The sequence below is a fragment of the Hymenobacter mucosus genome, from assembly GCF_900188255.1.
GTDB classification, from domain to species: domain Bacteria; phylum Bacteroidota; class Bacteroidia; order Cytophagales; family Hymenobacteraceae; genus Hymenobacter; species Hymenobacter mucosus.
In genome coordinates this window covers 74,415-91,237 of record NZ_FZNS01000010.1, presented here as the reverse complement: position 1 = coordinate 91,237, position 16,823 = coordinate 74,415, and the positions used below count along the sequence as shown (strand labels likewise).

Annotated in this window: 20 protein-coding genes; 16 read left to right on the top strand and 4 right to left on the bottom strand. The window is 58.8% G+C overall.

Going from position 1 to position 16,823, the window contains the following annotated elements:
- Window positions 1-37: 37 nt before the first annotated feature.
- The 4 genes from CHB83_RS18965 to CHB83_RS18950 all read left to right on the top strand — a co-directional run bounded on the left by CHB83_RS18965 (window position 38) and on the right by CHB83_RS18950 (window position 3,196).
- Window positions 38-1,699 (top strand): ParB/RepB/Spo0J family partition protein, encoded by a 1,662-nt coding sequence (locus CHB83_RS18965; RefSeq protein WP_089333776.1) that lies wholly within the window; start codon window positions 38-40, stop codon window positions 1,697-1,699.
- A gap of 203 nt (window positions 1,700-1,902) precedes the next feature.
- Window positions 1,903-2,403 (top strand): ASCH domain-containing protein, encoded by a 501-nt coding sequence (locus tag CHB83_RS18960; protein WP_143437197.1) that lies wholly within the window; start codon window positions 1,903-1,905, stop codon window positions 2,401-2,403.
- Between the two features lie 13 nt (window positions 2,404-2,416).
- Complete coding sequence (locus tag CHB83_RS18955; protein ID WP_089333774.1) at window positions 2,417-2,785, top strand: hypothetical protein; 369 nt, start codon at window positions 2,417-2,419, stop codon at window positions 2,783-2,785.
- 36 nt (window positions 2,786-2,821) lie between these two features.
- Window positions 2,822-3,196, top strand: coding sequence for a hypothetical protein (locus CHB83_RS18950; RefSeq protein ID WP_089333773.1), 375 nt, complete (start codon window positions 2,822-2,824; stop codon window positions 3,194-3,196).
- Window positions 3,197-3,320: 124 nt separating this feature from the next.
- On the opposite strand, the gene gldC is transcribed toward CHB83_RS18950, so the two are convergent.
- Window positions 3,321-3,656 (bottom strand): gliding motility protein GldC, encoded by a 336-nt coding sequence (gldC, locus tag CHB83_RS18945; protein ID WP_089333772.1) that lies wholly within the window; start codon window positions 3,654-3,656, stop codon window positions 3,321-3,323.
- 306 nt (window positions 3,657-3,962) lie between these two features.
- On the opposite strand from gldC, the gene CHB83_RS18940 reads away from it, so the two are divergent.
- The 5 genes from CHB83_RS18940 to CHB83_RS18920 all read left to right on the top strand — a co-directional run bounded on the left by CHB83_RS18940 (window position 3,963) and on the right by CHB83_RS18920 (window position 6,882).
- Window positions 3,963-4,190: a hypothetical protein gene (locus tag CHB83_RS18940; protein ID WP_089333771.1), complete on the top strand. Its 228-nt coding sequence runs from the start codon at window positions 3,963-3,965 to the stop codon at window positions 4,188-4,190.
- 152 nt (window positions 4,191-4,342) lie between these two features.
- Complete coding sequence (locus CHB83_RS18935; protein WP_089333770.1) at window positions 4,343-4,783, top strand: HNH endonuclease; 441 nt, start codon at window positions 4,343-4,345, stop codon at window positions 4,781-4,783.
- A gap of 377 nt (window positions 4,784-5,160) precedes the next feature.
- The gene (locus CHB83_RS18930; RefSeq protein WP_089333769.1) at window positions 5,161-5,976 is read left to right on the top strand and encodes a helix-turn-helix domain-containing protein; all 816 of its coding nucleotides are present in this window, start codon (window positions 5,161-5,163) and stop codon (window positions 5,974-5,976) included.
- Between the two features lie 72 nt (window positions 5,977-6,048).
- Window positions 6,049-6,423, top strand: coding sequence for a VOC family protein (locus tag CHB83_RS18925; RefSeq protein ID WP_218823199.1), 375 nt, complete (start codon window positions 6,049-6,051; stop codon window positions 6,421-6,423).
- A gap of 108 nt (window positions 6,424-6,531) precedes the next feature.
- Window positions 6,532-6,882: a TfoX/Sxy family protein gene (locus CHB83_RS18920; protein WP_089333768.1), complete on the top strand. Its 351-nt coding sequence runs from the start codon at window positions 6,532-6,534 to the stop codon at window positions 6,880-6,882.
- Window positions 6,883-7,036: 154 nt separating this feature from the next.
- Here the strand turns inward: CHB83_RS18920 and CHB83_RS18915 are convergent, their stop codons facing one another.
- Entirely contained in the window at window positions 7,037-7,651 is a 615-nt protein-coding gene (locus CHB83_RS18915; RefSeq protein ID WP_089333767.1) for a recombinase family protein, read from the bottom strand.
- Window positions 7,652-7,760: 109 nt separating this feature from the next.
- On the opposite strand from CHB83_RS18915, the gene CHB83_RS24245 reads away from it, so the two are divergent.
- Entirely contained in the window at window positions 7,761-7,895 is a 135-nt protein-coding gene (locus CHB83_RS24245) for a hypothetical protein (protein ID WP_262490738.1), read from the top strand.
- Window positions 7,896-10,745, top strand: a complete 2,850-nt coding sequence (locus tag CHB83_RS18910; protein ID WP_143437196.1) for a Tn3 family transposase — start codon at window positions 7,896-7,898, stop codon at window positions 10,743-10,745. It begins immediately after the preceding gene.
- 41 nt (window positions 10,746-10,786) lie between these two features.
- Here CHB83_RS18910 and CHB83_RS18905 read toward each other — a convergent pair whose 3' ends face one another.
- Window positions 10,787-12,439: an IS1182 family transposase gene (locus CHB83_RS18905; protein WP_089333765.1), complete on the bottom strand. Its 1,653-nt coding sequence runs from the start codon at window positions 12,437-12,439 to the stop codon at window positions 10,787-10,789.
- Between the two features lie 279 nt (window positions 12,440-12,718).
- Here CHB83_RS18905 and CHB83_RS18900 point away from each other — a divergent pair, with 279 nt between their 5' ends.
- Genes CHB83_RS18900 through CHB83_RS18890 form a run of 3 tightly spaced genes read left to right on the top strand, consistent with a single transcriptional unit; the run spans window position 12,719 to window position 14,559 of the window.
- Window positions 12,719-13,063, top strand: coding sequence for a hypothetical protein (locus CHB83_RS18900; protein ID WP_089333764.1), 345 nt, complete (start codon window positions 12,719-12,721; stop codon window positions 13,061-13,063).
- 48 nt (window positions 13,064-13,111) lie between these two features.
- A complete protein-coding gene (locus tag CHB83_RS18895) occupies window positions 13,112-13,606 on the top strand; it encodes a hypothetical protein (RefSeq protein WP_143437195.1) in 495 nt (164 codons plus the stop codon).
- Window positions 13,607-13,647: 41 nt separating this feature from the next.
- On the top strand, window positions 13,648-14,559 hold the full coding sequence (locus CHB83_RS18890) for a hypothetical protein (protein WP_089333762.1): 912 nt from the start codon (window positions 13,648-13,650) through the stop codon (window positions 14,557-14,559).
- A 115-nt stretch (window positions 14,560-14,674) separates the two neighbouring features.
- Here the strand turns inward: CHB83_RS18890 and CHB83_RS18885 are convergent, their stop codons facing one another.
- Entirely contained in the window at window positions 14,675-15,250 is a 576-nt protein-coding gene (locus tag CHB83_RS18885) for a hypothetical protein (RefSeq protein ID WP_089333761.1), read from the bottom strand.
- 213 nt (window positions 15,251-15,463) lie between these two features.
- Here CHB83_RS18885 and CHB83_RS18880 point away from each other — a divergent pair, with 213 nt between their 5' ends.
- Together CHB83_RS18880 and CHB83_RS18875 are read left to right on the top strand one after the other, a co-directional pair.
- Complete coding sequence (locus CHB83_RS18880) at window positions 15,464-16,369, top strand: hypothetical protein (protein WP_143437194.1); 906 nt, start codon at window positions 15,464-15,466, stop codon at window positions 16,367-16,369.
- A complete protein-coding gene (locus CHB83_RS18875) occupies window positions 16,366-16,818 on the top strand; it encodes an alkaline phosphatase family protein (protein WP_089333759.1) in 453 nt (150 codons plus the stop codon). The genes CHB83_RS18880 and CHB83_RS18875 overlap by 4 nt, the downstream gene beginning before the upstream one ends.
- The last annotated feature ends 5 nt before the right edge of the window (window positions 16,819-16,823 follow it).

The following is a 16,823-nucleotide window of genomic DNA, read 5'->3' as shown; positions in this document are numbered from 1 at the left end:
CAACGCAAATATCTTTCACCCCCTTTCCGTAGCCCATATGAGCCAGCCAACGATGAGCATTCTGCCCGAAGAAAACACCGCAGTTACGTTGCAGGAGTTCCCCCTATCGGCAATCTATGTAGCCGACAATTACCGCAGCACCATGAGCCGTGAAGGGCTGGAGGCCTTGGCCGACAGCATCAAGGCAGGGGGGCTGATTCAGCCGGTAACGGTTCGGCCCCTTGATGAGCCGATTAAGGGCTGTACCCACGCGCTTGTTGCTGGTTTTCGCCGCCACGCCGCCAGCGAATTAGCCGGGCTGCCGACCATTCTGGCTACTGTGCGGAGAATGACCGCGCAAACAGCGGAGGCAATTCGCCTAGCTGAGAACATCGTTCGGGAAAATCCCCATCCGGCTGATGAGGCGGTAGCAGTCGGCAAATTAGCCGCTGAAAATATGACGACCGACGAGATTTGTGCCTACCTGGGGAAATCGGCATATTGGGTAACCCAGCGCCGCGCCATTAGCGGCCTGTTAGCGGAGTGGTTGACGGACCTACGCCAAGACAAGCTCACGTTATCGGCAGCAGAGGAACTTAGCCGGTGGCCCCTCGACGTGCAGCAACGCTGCCTGAGCGTCCGACACCCCAAGCAGGTGACTTCGGACTGGAGCATTACCAATTTCGTGCGCCGGGAAAGCCAAGTGCTTGGCAGCGCACCGTGGCCGCTCGATGATGCCACCGTATTTCCCGCAGCCGGAGCCTGCACCCATTGCCCCAAGCGCAGCAGCTGCAACGTGTTGCTGTTCTCGGATATGGCCGACGATAACAAAGACCACTGCCTTGATAGCGTGTGCTGGCAAACTAAGCTGACCAACCAAGTTGAACGGGTATTCAACGAGCAGAAGGAGCTGGCCGGGGATGCCACGGTAGTACGCTTATCGAGCCGGTGGTCAGACGCGCCAGCGGGTTCGTTGAAGTCCGATAAATACCAGGAAACCAAAGCCAAAAAGGGGTCTGTGGTCGGCGTGTATGTCGATGGCTCCAAAGCGGCAAAAGTGGTACGGGTAACGTTGACCCAAGAGGCGGTTAAGGCTGTAGCATCAGGAAAGACCGAGCTTAGTCAAGGGGAGAAAAACCGGGAAACCCGCCAGAAGCGGCTGCTGAAAGAGGCAGGAAAGCGGGTGCTGGCAGACCGGAGCTATCACGCCCTGCAAGGGGGCACCGACGAAGCCAAGCAGGGGCGGGTACAGGTGCTGGCAGCAGTTGTGGCCGAAAGCCTGATGCAGGGCCGCAACATTGATCTGCTGACGCTGGCCGAGTTGTCGCGCACCTGGGGCTGGGAGCCAGTTGGCAAGAAGGGGCCGGATACGAAGGGAGTGCCGTACCGGGAATGGGTCGTCAAACAAGTACTGAAATACGCGCCTACCGAGGCGTTGCTGACGCAACTGCTGCTGTTCTCCGTTACCCACCGCGGCCTGAGCAATGAATGGACTGACTACCAGCAGACCGCCGCCAGCTTGGTCGGCACCCCGCAAGTGCGGGAGGGCTTGACTGAGGCGGCGCAGGAGTTGTTTGAGCGCGAGTACGACCCGCGCACCCTGCGCCCCCGCAAGGAGTCAGCCGCAGGGGCCGGTACAACACCGGAGTTAGACGCTGAGGACGACGACCTAGCTCATGCCGAAGCCGAGCAGGAGGAAGTTACCGCCCAAGCAGCGTAACGCAGCCAGCACCGGGAGCCGCAATAGTCAGCCGACTGTTGCGGCTCCTTTGATTTTACGCTATCAAAATTAGTTGCATTAAGAGCTGCTTTACCCTACCTTCCCTGGCCCATTGGCGGCGGGGCAGTAGGGGGACTTTCGCCGTTTTTATCCCAACTGCCCCCTTTGCGGCAGACCCCCGGCCATCCCTTATTTCTTCTCCTATGCTTGCAGTTTCCCTCATGCAGCCCTGGGCTACGCTTGTCGTTCTGGGCCTGAAAACCAATGAAACCCGCGCCTGGCTGATTCATCAGCGCGGGGCGCTGGCCATTCACGCCAGCAAACGCACGTCCCGCAAGGTGCGGGAGTTATGCACCGCCGATGAGCATATCAGCGCCGCACTGGCCGCATACGGCCTGAGCTATGATACGCTGCCCCGAGGGGGCGTAATCGGGCTTACCCAACTGCGGAGTATGTCCCGCATTCTAGCACCTGGTGCGCCTGCCGGTGCTCCCCTGGCCAATGTGCTTAACCTGGACCCTTCAACGCTTACCGCGCAGGAACGGGCATTTGGCGACTACGCGCCGGGGCGCTTTGCCTGGGGGCTGGAGCACGCCCAGGCCTTGCCCGAGCTGCTAGGCTGCGCGGGTCAGCAGCGCATCTGGACGCTGCCGGACATAATCCGTGACCAGGTGTATGCCGGCCTCGCGCTGGCAGCTCGCTAAGGCCCTTTCACTCATGACTACTATTTCCATTCTTTTTGCCCTGTTTCTGATGAGCCTGCCTGCTATTCACCTTGGAAAGAAAGTGCGACGCTTCTGGCAGCGTAAACGCCGCCGCCAGGTACTACCCGCCCTGCTACTGCTCAGCGCTGGGGCTCACGCCCAGGGCGGGCCCGTCCCGGCCCAGACAGTGCAGAACTACGATACAGCAACCGTGAGCTGGACCTTGCCCCCGGGTATGAGTCATAAAGTAGCCCGCCAAGCCGTGACGACCCTAACGAAGCTTGGGACCACGCACGACACGTCACGGCTAACGCCGAGTGACAGCACCTTTCTTTATAAATGGATGCCGGGGGTGCTGCAACCGCCCAAGCGCCGGCGATAAGCACATTTTCTATCCTTCCACACTACGCTGCCAGCCATGCTCACTCCCATTGACCTTTTCCCGGATCAGATTGGTGATTCTTTGCTGGAAGGGCTCCGAGCCCTCGTCGAGGCGTATCCGCTGCTACTGCTATCCGGCGCCCTGACCAGTATTCTGCTGTCTATGCTACTCTGCTACTTGCGGGTACCGCGGCCGCTCCCGCCTCTTACGCGGGGCGCATTGATTACCAGCTTGGCAATGTTGCTGCTGAGCGCGCCCTTCCCGCCGCTGCTGGTAGCTGGAAGCCTGGGGTGGCTTAGCGTAGTAATGCTGCTGGTCGTAGATGAGGCCTTGTTGCTGCATCAGCAGAAGCAGCTGTACTCCACCCTGCAGGAGCTGCTGAAGCAGGCCGGAATATCCAGCCGAGTGTAAGGGTACTCGTTTAGTTTAGCAACAGCAAGGCACTTGGTTCACGCGAGCCAAGTGCCTTTGTTTTTCTGCAAATAGGGTGCGGGGGCTACTCCCAACTGCCGCAGCGAGAGGAGGCAGGTGCAGTTTACGCTTCCGTGTTGAGCGCTTGCAGCAGCTGGTGACACAGCTCATTGATGCGGTCGGCCATGGCCGTATCGTCGGTGGCGCGGGCTACATCTTCCCCCAAGGCGCCAATCGTATCGACGTAGAAGCGCTTCAACTGGGCCGCTGGCATATCTTTCGTCCAGAGGCCGATTCGCATGGTGCCTGCTTCCTGTTTGTTCCAGATCGAAATATTGACGGCGTGTGCGGTGTGCTCGTTGGGTTGGTCGCCGGCTTCATCGGAAGATTGCCAGGTAATGGATTCGGGTACTTTTTGCTCGTCGAGGGTGACGGTAAAGCGGAGTTCAGACTTCTTCATAAAGAGGGCAATTGGTGTTGTCAAAAATACCCAGTTTGCTGATGCGGTGCAGAATAAAAGTCCGATTAATGCAATATGTCTGTTTGGGGGTGCCCCTGCGGGTCGGGCTATCCGGGGCTCCGCTTCGCTACGGTCCTGCGGACTGAACCCCTCCTATCCCTCACCTGATAAAACCCGCTATAAATGACAGATAATCAAATGGGCAGCAGGGTGAAAAGCGAGCCAAGGGCCTGAAAAAAACAAGCTAATCCTCAGCGAAATGAGCACGATTTGCGTATAAATAACAACAAATTTGCCCGTTGGCCCATGCAAAATGTACCAGTTGAAAATATCTATTTCGTGTACGACGAGATTGATTCTGCCGTCTGCGGTACTTGTCCCACGTGCGGGGGAGAAGCATACTTGGCTGAGGCTGCCCAGGCCGCGCAGGCGGTAGAGAATCAAAATGATGAACCGCTGGAAATACCGGAGGGACAAGCCTGGTGCCCGAACTGCGTGCAAGCTGTAGTAGCCGTACCAGAGGACGAGGAATAGCTGGCCAGTTAGCGGGGCAGTTGGGGGAAAATGCTGTTTGGGGTAAATAGAGAGGGTTTTTTTGTTGCTAATTATAAACGCTAAGGGGCGTCCGAACGTATACCCTTATATACAACGCAAGCAACCTTCCTCTCTCCTTAACCGCTCCGACCATGTGCCCAACCCCAACCACCGCCGCAACTACTGACCGCCCAAAGCGCACGCAGGGCCAGAACTGGATTACCCCTAAGAAGCGTCTAGCCATCTATTTGCGCGACGGTTTTTGCTGCGCTTACTGCGGTAAAGGTATCGAAGCCGGCGTAACGCTGACGCTCGACCACCTGAAGCCTTACAGCTTGGGCGGGGCAATTTCCGACCACAAAAATCTGATTACGGCTTGCCTGAACTGCAACAGCGCCCGAGGCAACCGCAGCCTGAAAGCCTTTGTAGAAGTATCCGCAGCTTACCACCAGCGCGAAGGGCAGGAAGTGCTGGCCTACATTCGTCGCCAAGTGCGCCGGGTGCTGAAAACGAAGGTAGCCGGTGAAATGCTGGCTCAGCGCGGAAGCTGCCGCAAGGTACTGGATGAAGTGCAGGGCGGGCGGCCAGTGTAGCCGCCCCCTACCAGTGCCCTGCCCTAGCGGCGGGGCTGGCCCGGTGCCGATTGGCCGGGGGCGGGCATCGAGCCCGCCCCCGGCCAGGAAGAGGTAATCACCCAGAACTCAGGGGTTCTTCTTGCAAAAGGGCGGATTTACACGTTAAGCATTCTTTAGCTTCTGGGCGTGAGTGGAGAGCATCAAAAAGTGTGGGGCAGTAGGGGGGTGACCGCCTGCTTACTTAATTTGAGAGCCCCTCTCTGTTGGTAGTAACTTAATCTTATGAAGCAGCACCTGTGAAGCAGGAACAGAACTAGCGAGCAAGGAGAAACTCTTTTACCGCGTGCGCTGCTATCGACGTTTTGTCAATAATCTGTAAGACAAGTAGAAATGTCATGAACCATCAAATTTTTGACCCTACCCCCGACTTAAGACCGTTCGTCCAGTGTTACTGGTCATTGGAAGGTCCCAGAATCGCGACACCGACTAACAACACTATCGTGCCGGATGGCTCCATGAAACTAATTTTTCATTACGGCGACCCGTACACTCATTTCCCGAAGCAAGGAGGCCCCGTTGCCCTGCCACGGTGCTTTTTAATTGGGCAGCTGACGCGACCGTTTGAAGTGGGGCCAACGGGCGAAACCGGTACTTTTTTCGTTCGCTTTCATCCCGACGGATTTTTACCGTTTGCACCTGCCCCCATCAGAACTATGGAAAACGCCGCTATTCCGTTAGAAGTGCTATTCGGCGACGAGGGAAAGGACCTCGAACAACAAATAATGAATGCCAGAGCGACCCCGGAAAGAATAACCGTGATTGAAGCGTTTCTCCTCAACCGGTTAACCGATGCCAAAGCCGATAACTTCCTCGTAAAAGCAAGCGTGGAAACCATCCTGAAGGCAAAAGGCCAGCCTTCTATCGACGAGATTTCCAATCTAATTAACATCAACCGCCGACAGCTGGAACGCAAGTTCTCCGCCATGATTGGGTTGAGTCCGAAGCAGCTTTCCAAAATCGCGAGGCTTCAGGCCACGCTCAAATTGTTGCGAGCCAAAAAAACGGGCAGCCTTACCACGCTGGCTTACGAAGGAAACTACTACGACCAGGCTCATTTCATCCGGGATTTTAGAGAGTTCACCGGCATCACCCCCAAGGAGTTCTTTGGCGGTACCCTGGACATGTCTCTAATCTTTGAAGGCGAGGAATAGCGCCGTCGCATTTATCCAATTTTAAGGTTTTAGGGCGCGGTAGTTTTGCTGCGTAACCCAAACAACCTCATAATGATGCATGCAAATCCTGTCAATTGGTTTGACATCTCGGTGTCGAATCTGGAACGCGCCAAGCACTTCTACGAAACGGTCTTTGACATCCGGCTGGTCGAGTTTCCGACCGAATGGGGCCGGCAAGCCGCTTTCCCCTCGAATAATGAAGGCCCAAACGCTTCTGGGGCTTTGGTGGAAAAGGCTGACCGGGTTGCGAATGGCAACAACACCATCGTTTATTTTTCTACCAAGGAATGCACCGCAGAAGAGCGTCGGGTAGAAAAAGCCGGCGGTAGCGTAATCAACCCCAAGACGTCTATTGGTGAGTTTGGGTTTGTTTCCATCCTCATGGACACGGAAGGCAATATAATTGGCCTCCACTCCCAAGAATAAGTTGATTTTCACCCCGCACAGGCAGTAACAGCCGTTGCTGCTTGTGCGGGGCTTTTCCTAGCCCATAAAGCTGTCTTTCAAGATACCATTACCGAACACTTCAAGACCATGCCCTACGACCTCAAGCTTGCAGACCGAGTAAGGGAATATCTGGCAGAACTGCCAGGGTTGGAAATTGAGGAGAAGGAAATGTTCGCGGTTTTGAATTTTATGGTGAACGGGAAAACCTGCGTCTGTGTGAGTGACGACAAGCTGATGCTGCGCTTCAATCCGGTGCTACAGGAGGAAGTTGCAGAAAGGATTGGTTACCAAACCATGTTGATGAAGGGCAAAGAGTACAAGGGCTACTGCTACATAAATCCGGAGGGTAGCAAAAGGCAAACGGACTTCGACTATTTTTTAGGCTTATGCATCGACTACAACAAGATATCGAACAAGTCAAAGAAAAAAGGCACTTAGACTATTTTAAATATCACCGGGAAGTGACTGGCAGATAGAATCAGGAGGAGCGTGGAATATCCCAGAATTAGCCGTCGGTAAAACCATCCATCGAAGCGTTTACGCTAGTTGCCCCTGAAAAGGGTTCTTTTTTCCAAAAGGGCGGATTTATACGCTAAGCACTTTTTAGCTTCTGGGCGTAATTGTAAACCGTGCCATAGGCCACGCCTAGCTGCTTGCTAACTTGGTTCATGGACAGGCCTTCGCTCAGGAGCTGGGCAATGGCTTCCTGCTTAACCTGGGCCAGCGGGGGACGGGCCACGTGCTTGCCCTGGGCTTTGGCCCGGGCCATACCAGCGCGCACCCGCTGGCTGATGAGGGCGCTCTCAAACTGCGCCAGCGAGGCCATAACGTGGAAAATCAACTCGCCCGTTGGCGTGGTGGTGTCGATGTTTTCCTGGTAGGAGATGAAGTCCACGCCCAGGCTTTGAAACTCCTTCAGCGCATTGACCAGCGCCTGGGTGGAGCGGGCGAAGCGGTCGTAGCGCCAAACCAGCACCACATCGAGCTGCCGTTTCTTGGCGGCGGCCATCATCCGTTTATAGTGGGTTCGTTCCTCGCTGGTGCCTGAAGCCTGGTCCACGTATTCTTCGACTACGGCGAAGCCTCGGCGCTGGGCATACTCGCGCAGCGGCCGCAGTTGCGTCTCCGGGTCCTGTCCTTTATCGAGGGTAGAGACGCGGGCGTAGAGTGCCACGCGCTTGGGCTGGTCAGTCGGGTGAACGGGCATCGGGGGTTATCAAAAAGGAGTTCCTTTGCAAAGCTACTTTTTGGGGCGTAAAATCGGCCTTGCCGCCCCGAAAAACGCAGGTGGTTTTGCTGACCCTTTTTGATAACCCATGCCGCAAGATTTTCTCACCACCCCGGAGCGCCTGCACTACCAGACCGTGCCGGCCACGCTGCTCGAAGCCGACATCCGCCAGCACTTCCACTTGACGGAAGCCGACCACGCGTTTCTGGTACCATTTCGCTGAGTGGCCAACCGAATGGGCCTGGCGCTGCAACTGGGTGTGCTGCGTCTGATGGGCTTTCTGCCCGAGGCCTGGACCAGCCAGCTGCCGCCCGAAGCCGTGGCCTTCGTGGCGATGCAACTCAAGACGGGGGATGGCCGCCTGGCCGGCTACGGTGCCCGGCAGCAAACCCGCAGCGACCATTTCATTGCCGTGCTCAAGCACCTGGGGTACCGCAAATGGGAGCCGCTGGACGTAAGTTGGCTGGAGCCGTGGCTGGTGGAGCGGGCCCTGGAGCACGACCGCGACCGGGCCTTGCTGGCCATGACGTGCCGGAAGCTGCACCAGGCCCGCATCGTGCGGCCCGCCATCGGCACGCTGGAGCGCTTGGTCGGGGGCATTAGCGACCTGGCCACCCAGGAGACGTACCGGCGCCTGGCGCCCCTGCTCACGGACGAGGTGCGCCAGCAGCTGGATGCCCTGCTGCTGCCCGAAGCGGGGCGGAACCTGACGCGGCACCGCTGGCTGGTGCAGCCGGCCACGGCCAGCAACCCAGCCGCCATTGCCACAGCCTTAGACAAACTGCGCTACCTCGACGGCCTCAGCGTCGCGGCCTGGGATGTAAGCAGCTTGCACCCAAACCGGCAAAAACGCCTGGCGCTGCTGGCCCGCAGCCGCTCGAACCGCCACCTGGAGCGCTTGCCGGCCGCCAAACGCTACCCTGTGCTCGTGGCATTTGTGCGCGAGAGCTACCTGACGCTGACCGACGAGGTGCTGGGCATGGTCGATGCCTTCTGGGAACAGAGCCTGGCCAAGGCCCGCCGGGCCCACGACCAATACCAGCAGCAGGTGGTGGCGGCCAAAGACACGGCCCTGCGCACGCTGGCCCAGGCCGTGGCCATCGTGCTCGACGAGGACCGGACCCCGGCCAGGCAGGTGCGGCCGAGTATCTACGCCCAGGTGCCGCGCGAGGACTTGGTCCTGGCTTGGGAAGCCGTGCAAACGATGCTTTACCCGACCCGCCATTCCCACCTGAGCTTCTTGGCCAAGCGCTACCCGCTCTTCAAGCAGTTTACGCCCCGGTTGCTGGAGCAGCTCGGGTTTCGGCAGGGCTTTGCCGGCGACGACTTCGGGGCTGCCCTGCAACTGGTCAGCGAGTTGCAGACGGGCCGGCGGCGCAAGCTGCCCGAGCAGGCCCCGACCGACTTCCTGAAACCAACCTGGCGCAAGTTTGTGCTGGGCGACCAGCTCAGCGCCGAGCAGCAGCGGCCAGCCTACGAGCTGGCCGTACTGGCCACCCTGCGTGACCGGCTGCGCTCAGGCGACGTGTACGTGGCCCCCTCGCACCGCTACGCGGACCTAAGCAGCTACCTCATCCCGCCGGCCGAATGGGAGCGGGTACGCCCGGAACGCTGCGCTCAACTGGGCTTACCGCCCGTGACCACGGACCGGCTCACGGAGCGCCTACAGGAGTTGGAAGACTTGCTGGGCCCAATGCGGCAGCTACTAAAGGCCGGCAGCGACGTGCGCCTGGAAGCCGGCGAGCTGGTGGTCACGCGGCCAGCAGCCGAGGAGGTGCCAGCCGGTGCCAAGGCCCTGCAGCAGGAAATCGGCCGCCGGCTGCCAGCCGTCGACCTAACGGATATTCTGGTCGAAGTCAATGCGTGGCTGGGCTTTACGGCGCACTTGCCCGGGCTTGAGCACGCGCCACGCGGCGAGGAGCACGACACCCGGCTGCTGGCCACTCTGCTCGCCACGGGCTGCAACATCCCCCTCTCGGACATGGCCCGCAGCGCCGCCTTGCCGTACCAATCCTTGTGGTGGACGGCTTCGAATTACCTGCGCGACGAAACCCTGAAATCAGCCAACAACCTCCTGGTCAACGAGCACCACCGGCAGTGGCTAGCGTCCTACTGGGGCGACGGCACCTTTTCCTCGTCCGACGGCCAGCGCTTTGCCGTCAGCGGCAAGGTGCGCAATGCCCGGGCCCTGCCCACCTATTTTGGCACCGGCCGAGGCGTGACGATGCAAACCCATTCCTCGGACCAGTACGCGCAGTACGGCAGCAAAGTCGTGCCGGCAACGCTCCGCGATGCCACGGTGGTGCTCGATGAAATCGTCGACAACGAAACCGACCTGGCTATTGCCGAGCACACCACCGATACGGCGGGCTACTCGGACATCATTTTTGCCTTGTTTGACCTGCTGGGCCTGTTTTTCTGCCCCCGCATGCGGGACCTCGCCGACCAGCGGCTCTACAAAATCCGGGGCCAGGACTGGACCTATCCCGACCTGAAGTTCACGGGCACGCTCAACCCGGACTACATCCGACGGCATTGGGACGAGCTGTTGCGCCTGGCTGGCTCCATCCAATCCGGCCGGGTTACGGCCTCGCTCTTCATCGGTAAGCTACAGGCCTATCCCCGGCAAAATCACTTGACCTACGTGCTGCAGGCCTACGGCCAGCTCATCAAGACCCGCTTCATCCTGCGCTACCTGCAAAGCCAGCCCTTGCGCCAGCGCATCCACGCCCAGCTCAACAAGGGCGAAGAACTGCACGCACTGCGTGCCTGGCTGTGGTTTGGCAGCGAGGGCGTCATTCGCCGTAAGCAACAGGAGGCCCAATCCGAAGCGGCCCGGTGCCTGACGCTGCTCACCAACTGCGTGCTGCTGTGGAACACCGTGTACATGCAGGAGGTAGTGCAGCAACTGCGGGCCGAAGGCTATCCGGTCAAGGAGGCGCACTTCGAATCCTTATCTCCTAGCCGCTACGAGCACATCAACCGACTCGGTAAATACTCCTTTGCCAACCCGGCCCACCTCGACCCATTACACCGCCGCCCGCTCCGCCATCCCAGCGAACCGATGGCTTAACGTGTAAATCCGCCCTTTTGGATACTGTTGGCGAATTGGTTTTAGGTCATTGCCGGAGGCATCAATCGCTCAAAAGCAGCCTGACGAGTCTGGGCTAACGGCACGGTATTTAGCCAGTCCACGATCCGCCACAGATTCACCGCCGCGGCGATACAGACGTGCTGCAAATGGGTTTTGGCCAGGCCCACGTAGCGGGAACGCCGCATGCCAAACCCGCGTACGGCTTGCGAAATCGTGCCTTCGATGCCTGCTCGGTGATTGTAGAGCAGCGTCCAGTCCGCCCGCTTGTCGCGTGCCCGGGCCGCTTGCAAGGCGTGATAAGGGGCATCGGCACGCAGCTTGATGGCGCGGCGCTTCGTGCGCGTACACTGCACCCGAACGGGACAGGGCCCGCACTGCTTCTGGGAAAACCGGATGAAGACGCGGGGCTGGCCGTTTTCCAGCGTCCTGACCCAGGACTGCGACACCTGCCCCTGGGGACACGTAGCCTGCTGCGCGTCCCAATCCACGTGGAAATCCGCCGCCGCATACCCCTGCCCCGCTAGGGCTTGCCACTTCTGGTCTTTTCGCGCGGGGCCAACCAACTCCACCCGATGGCGTTGCTGGCTCTGCACGAGCAGCTCCGCGCTGACGTACGCGGTGTCCACCAGCTGCTGCGACGGGAGCAACGACTGGTCGGCCAAGCCCTGCTGAATGTGGGGCAACGTGTCCGAATCGCCTGCGGTGCTGACGGTGGTGGCCACCTGCGTTATCAGGTGGGGTTGCTCGTCCTCGCAGGTTTCGGTCAGATGCACCTTGTAGCCGACCCACGTCGTGGCGCGTTTGCGGCTATACCGGGCTTCGACATCATAGGGCGAGCTGATCAACTGGGCCGAAGGCGGTAATTCGCCCTGGTTTTCAACGCGCCAGCGCACCTGACCATCTTCTATCCGAAACTGCTGCATCCAGACCCGGCGCAGGATGTCAACTGCCGGCACTTGCCAGAGGAAGGCGGCTTGTGGGTCGTCCGCAATGCGCTCCAGCAGCCACCAGCCATCTTGCCCAACCTGCTGGGCGTACGCGACCCGCTGGGCAGTGGTGTGCGGCAGGCGATACTCTTCGGCACGGGGGCCATACCGGGCGGCCCACTCCGGTTGGAGGTGGTGGGCCAACCACTCGGGCAGGAGCGCGGCTAGGCGGTTGAGGGCGAAGCGCATCGTTTCCGCCACGCACTCCAGGCGGTTCATGTCCCGAACACGCGCCAGCACATGCGTCGAGTCCGTGCGCTGTTTGCCGCCGGCTTTCAGCCACTGGTGGTCCTGGCAGCACGCCAGCAGGTGCGTGAGCAGGCGCTGCTCGGCGTGGCCGGCCACTAACCGCTGGCGAAATTCCGAGAGGATGCTAAAGTCAAAACCGGGGTCGGTCAGCTCCAGCCCCAGCAGGTACTTCCAATCGATGCGGCTGCGCACGGCATCGGCTGCCTGGCGGTCGGAGAGATTTTCCGCGAATTGCAGCACCGTCACTACCGCGAGCTGCCAGGGTGCCTGGGCTGTTTGGCCGCGTGCGGGAAACAGATCGGCAAAGAGCGCATCGTCATACAGCGTACCCAACGTATCGCGCAACTGCAAGTAGCGGTTACCGTGCGGAAAAGCGGCCTGCGCGACCTGGCGCGTTTGGGGTGGAACGGGCGCGTTGGGTTGGGGGTGCAGGCTCATCAGCAGAAGCGATTAAGGTACCTCTGAAGGTAGCTCTCACCGCTGGAAACCAATTCGCCAACAGTATCCTTTTGGAAGAAGAACCCCACTCAGCTCCAGCGGCTGGTTTTTTGTGGGCGGTAGGGGGCAAATGCCCAACCCGGTAGGGTAAAAAATAGGTTGAAAAACAACAGCATTTTCAGCAATAAAAGAGGGTTTATTTGTTGATAAATAGCAACAAAAAAGGGTCGTAATTCGTTTAAATAGGACAACGCAAGCCTTTCTAATCGCCCCCGAATCATGCTGCATATTGCCCCCGCCCCGACCGTAGACACTACTATTCAGCAACAGCAAGCCCACGCGTTCGGCCGCGAGGCCCAGCAGCGGGGCGCTCAGGAAGTACCCGCCCAGGATGCCAACCTTTGGCCTTTGCTTTCCGGGCTGGTAGTGGGGCAGGGTGTACCCGTGATGCAGGCCTGGGTGAAGGGCTACCGCCAGGAGCAGGACGAGCAGCAAATCCGCGAGTTTGCTGAGCAGCTAGGCCGGGGGGAAGAAGTAGCCCAGCAGCTTCAGCGGGGGCTGAGCGATGCCGCGCGGGCCGGTTTGTGGTGGCAGTTATTCAACCAGTTGCCGGATGCTGCCTGAGTATTGGCCTACCCGCTTTCCGATTACCAGCTTCTAATTTCTACTCCTATGTGTATTACCGCCGCCCAGATTATCATTCCCAGCCGCGAACAGGTGCAGCGCGATGCGACTGAGCTACTAGACAGTTTCATGGCCATAGAGGCGGACGATAACTGTCCGGGGCTGATGCAGGCCGGTTTCGATATGGTAGCCATCCGGGCACGGGTGGCCGAGCTGGCTGGCACCATGCGGGCCTACTGCCGGGAGGCCTTCATTACCTATCATTACCCGGTCAGCCCGGCCGAGGCGATGCACGCCGCTAGCCTTGCCCACGCCTACTTCGTGGCCACCTACCAGACGCCGGAGCGGGCCGTAGCTATTGCCCAGGTACGTCAGGCGGAGGCGGCGTTATATCTGCTCATTGGTCAGCGCGTGAGCTACCCCAGCCGTTCGGCGGCGGGTGAGCGCACCATCGGCACCGTGATTGACACCTACGACGCGGGAGATATTCGCGTCGATACGGACGGGGTTATCGGCGTGCAGGAATGCGAGCTGGTGGCCTAGTGCCGCCCCTTTTTCCAGTTTTCTAGCTCTAATTCTAGCATATGAAACTCTCTTTTGACCCGGAAACTCTGCTCCCTAACGTGCTGCCAACCTCAATGCCCGAGTGGGCCAAGGCGCTGGGAGCCCTGTTGCCGGTGGCCAGTGTGCAGTATGACCTGGCGTTGTTGCGCCGGCAGCAGCAGTTGCTACGGCAGTTAGGGGGGCGGCTGGAGCAGCAGGGCGCGGCCCCGTTCCTGATTGAACACCTCGACAACGTGGCCGACCTGTTGGGCGCCCTGGTTACGCCCTACCTCAAAAAGCTCGATGCGCTGGGCGACAACGCCACGGAAGATATTGAGCCAGGCTGGCTGCCTGATTTCGCGCCCTTGCCCGTGTACTGGTTGCCGGCCGACCCAGCCGTTGAGTTGAGCAGTGAAACAGTGGAGGCTTTCGACCAGGTGGCCAGTCGGCCTGACGCGCTTATCAGCGTAGCGGGTGGAGTAGCTGAAATCGTGTACCAGCGGCCCGACCTGAATGTGGAAATTGTTGATTATGACAACTTAGGCCAGGAGCAGGCCCAGCAGACAATCAACCGGTTGCTGGGTGGTATCCACGACGTGAGCGACTGGATTCCGGACTACCCGGAGGAGCAGGAGCCTGCCGCCGACGAAAACCCGGGGGCCGGCACGGTGCAACCCGTAACCCAGGCACCAGCGGAAGCCGCCCCGGCCACATCGGGCCTGAGCCAGAACGCGCTCATCATTGCGTCCGGCCAGTACGCTACCGTCGAGGACGTGGCCCATGTAATGAAGGCCGACCCGAAGAAGGCCGCGAAGCTCTTTAAAGAATTGCAGCGGGTATGGGAGCCAAAGCCTACCTTTTTCCACCTGGCCATGTTCAGCGGGGAGAACGACTTGGAGAAAATGATTCAAGGCCTCATGGAGGCCCGCAAGAATACTTGTCAAAACAATTAACTGCCTTCTGCCTTACTGCCCGAACATCGGAGGATAAGTAGTAAACGAAAGTGCCCCGTTTAGCTAAACGGGGCACTTTTAAGGAGGGGTCTTCTTGTAAATAGTCACGCACTAATTAAGGTACCCATGTAATTGGGATATTCTTAACAGTTGTTTTGAGTAGTTTCCGCTCTTTGTCACTGCCTGTTTTGGAGAAAGCAAGGGTAGCTGAATTTAGCCGTGTTATGCTGGTAGGTACTCCCATCAGGTATATTGTGCAGTTTACGGGTGCCTTGGTTGGAATTACATTCGCTCCATCTGCTTTCCCACCTACCAATGGGCTAAGATCATCTGACTTGTAAGCTTGACCTTGCTCGTCCACTACTAGCGTGGAGTGCGTCGAGGCAAGATTGGTCGCCCCAGCTCCACTAAGAACCAGTAGAACCGGCTCCCCGGAGTTGGAGGCCTGCACTACCAAGGTCCCTTTGTGAGTAGCCTTGCTAACCTTGCAGGTAACGAAGGCAAATTTGAGAGCGTCGTCCCCGTCAGCCACGGTTGCCCCTCCAACACCAATCCCAAGCCGTGCTTCATAAGCCGCAACTTTATCTTTTAACGTGGCATTTTCTTTTGTCAGAGTGGCACAGTCTGTTGTTTGAGCAAAAGCCGTGGTAGTCCAGCTTAAGAGAAGCGGTAAGAGCAGAAATTTCTTCATGGATAATGGCTGGATACTGGGTGAGAAATGGGGTATCTCGTAAGATTACTGGCAATGATAGTGATTAAAATTAAGAGGCTACAAACGTATATAGAAGCCTTTATCTTCGCCCAGAATCCCGAGTAGTTGTGTTCCCCCTACTCCTTATATATACGCTTCAGAAACTCATTGCCGGTAACTAGCACCCGCGAAGGGCAGCGGCGCTCCTCATCCATGATACTTACTCGTTTGGCAGCCTGCATTAGCCTAGGGTCGTTTCTTCCATTAGCCGGCTTGGCGCAGGGATATGTTGAAGGCCTGGGCCTGAGCTACGAAATCTTACCGCTCAGACTTTCAGGGGAAGCCCCGCGCACGTTTCGCGCCGATGTATACCGGGCCAATGTTATTGCGCCGGTACTGGCCTCAGCTGATAGTAGTGGCAGCGCTCTGGTTGGCCTGAGCCTGGAGCACCTGCGCTTCAGCGGGGAACGGCCCGGCTTCCCGGTGGCCAGCGTGACGGGCCTGTTACCCTTGATCGGGTACCGGCAGCGGGTAAGCCCGCAGCTGGAGCTGACGGCCCTGGCACTGCCGGCCCTTAATTCCGACCTGCGCGATGTAAAGGCCGCCGACCTGACCTGGGGCGGCGTGGTGCGGGCCAGTTACCGAAGCAGTGCCCGCCGGGCATACCGGTTGACGCTGGGCTACCGGCAGCAGTTCTACGGACCGCAATACGTGCTGCTGCTGGGGCTCGACTGGCAGTTAGGCCAGCGGTGGCGGGCCTTTGGCGACCTGCCTACCACGTTTACCCTAAGCTACGCGGCTTCGCCACGGCTCGCGGCTGGCTTCAACTTAAACGGCATCAATACGGCTTACCGGCTGCAGGACCGCAACCGGTATTTCCAGTACTTGCAGGGGCATTACGGCGTGTTTGTCGAAGCATACCTTAGTCATCATTGGGCGCTGCGGGCGACGGCGGCCTACTCCGTAACCCGCCGGCTCGATGTATTCGAGCAGGGCGACCAGTGGCCGGCGACCATTGACTACATTGGCCTGGGCAACGAGCCGACGCCCGTAAATCCCATCGTAGAAAAAGGCCCTGCCTTCAAATTGGCCCTCAGTTACCGCGTCGCTGCCCTATGAAGAATGAAGATGATTTGGCCCGCAGCATCGGGTCGATGCTGCAGCGGGTCGATGAGCCAGGTCTGGAGCACGTGGTAGCGGATCTGGTTCGCCTCGCTGACTTGGAACGTATAGCCGTGGCCTACAACAATGAGCCCTGGTCGTATGCTTCACCACTGATCGACGATACTGATGGCTACCTATTTCGTATTCGGATCAAGCCCCATCCAGTCAATATGGAAAGCCGCGCGGAACTGGTGTTTGACATACTGCACGAACTGGGCCACTGCTTCGACCTGGAGGTTCTGGCGCTGGAGGACAAAGACAACAACGCCAAAAAGCGGGGCCGGGAAGTTCGGGCCTGGGCTTGGGCCGATCAGGAGTTCAGCCGGCATCCGGCCCTGGCGCCTTACCAGGAGTTGTATCTGAAGTACCGGGCAATTTGCCTGAATTCTTATCCAGAAAAGTAGACCCC

Bases quoted from the DNA above. Each gene is read 5' to 3' on its own strand.
- CHB83_RS18965 (WP_089333776.1), top strand. From the start codon at position 38: ATGAGCCAGCCAACGATGAGCATTCTGCCCGAAGAAAACACCGCAGTT.
- CHB83_RS18960 (WP_143437197.1), top strand. From the start codon at position 1,903: ATGCTTGCAGTTTCCCTCATGCAGCCCTGGGCTACGCTTGTCGTTCTG.
- CHB83_RS18955 (WP_089333774.1), top strand. From the start codon at position 2,417: ATGACTACTATTTCCATTCTTTTTGCCCTGTTTCTGATGAGCCTGCCT.
- CHB83_RS18950 (WP_089333773.1), top strand. From the start codon at position 2,822: ATGCTCACTCCCATTGACCTTTTCCCGGATCAGATTGGTGATTCTTTG.
- gldC (WP_089333772.1), bottom strand. From the start codon at position 3,656: ATGAAGAAGTCTGAACTCCGCTTTACCGTCACCCTCGACGAGCAAAAA.
- CHB83_RS18940 (WP_089333771.1), top strand. From the start codon at position 3,963: ATGCAAAATGTACCAGTTGAAAATATCTATTTCGTGTACGACGAGATT.
- CHB83_RS18935 (WP_089333770.1), top strand. From the start codon at position 4,343: ATGTGCCCAACCCCAACCACCGCCGCAACTACTGACCGCCCAAAGCGC.
- CHB83_RS18930 (WP_089333769.1), top strand. From the start codon at position 5,161: ATGAACCATCAAATTTTTGACCCTACCCCCGACTTAAGACCGTTCGTC.
- CHB83_RS18925 (WP_218823199.1), top strand. From the start codon at position 6,049: ATGATGCATGCAAATCCTGTCAATTGGTTTGACATCTCGGTGTCGAAT.
- CHB83_RS18920 (WP_089333768.1), top strand. From the start codon at position 6,532: ATGCCCTACGACCTCAAGCTTGCAGACCGAGTAAGGGAATATCTGGCA.
- CHB83_RS18915 (WP_089333767.1), bottom strand. From the start codon at position 7,651: ATGCCCGTTCACCCGACTGACCAGCCCAAGCGCGTGGCACTCTACGCC.
- CHB83_RS24245 (WP_262490738.1), top strand. From the start codon at position 7,761: ATGCCGCAAGATTTTCTCACCACCCCGGAGCGCCTGCACTACCAGACC.
- CHB83_RS18905 (WP_089333765.1), bottom strand. From the start codon at position 12,439: ATGAGCCTGCACCCCCAACCCAACGCGCCCGTTCCACCCCAAACGCGC.
- CHB83_RS18900 (WP_089333764.1), top strand. From the start codon at position 12,719: ATGCTGCATATTGCCCCCGCCCCGACCGTAGACACTACTATTCAGCAA.
- CHB83_RS18895 (WP_143437195.1), top strand. From the start codon at position 13,112: ATGTGTATTACCGCCGCCCAGATTATCATTCCCAGCCGCGAACAGGTG.
- CHB83_RS18890 (WP_089333762.1), top strand. From the start codon at position 13,648: ATGAAACTCTCTTTTGACCCGGAAACTCTGCTCCCTAACGTGCTGCCA.
- CHB83_RS18885 (WP_089333761.1), bottom strand. From the start codon at position 15,250: ATGAAGAAATTTCTGCTCTTACCGCTTCTCTTAAGCTGGACTACCACG.
- CHB83_RS18880 (WP_143437194.1), top strand. From the start codon at position 15,464: ATGATACTTACTCGTTTGGCAGCCTGCATTAGCCTAGGGTCGTTTCTT.
- CHB83_RS18875 (WP_089333759.1), top strand. From the start codon at position 16,366: ATGAAGAATGAAGATGATTTGGCCCGCAGCATCGGGTCGATGCTGCAG.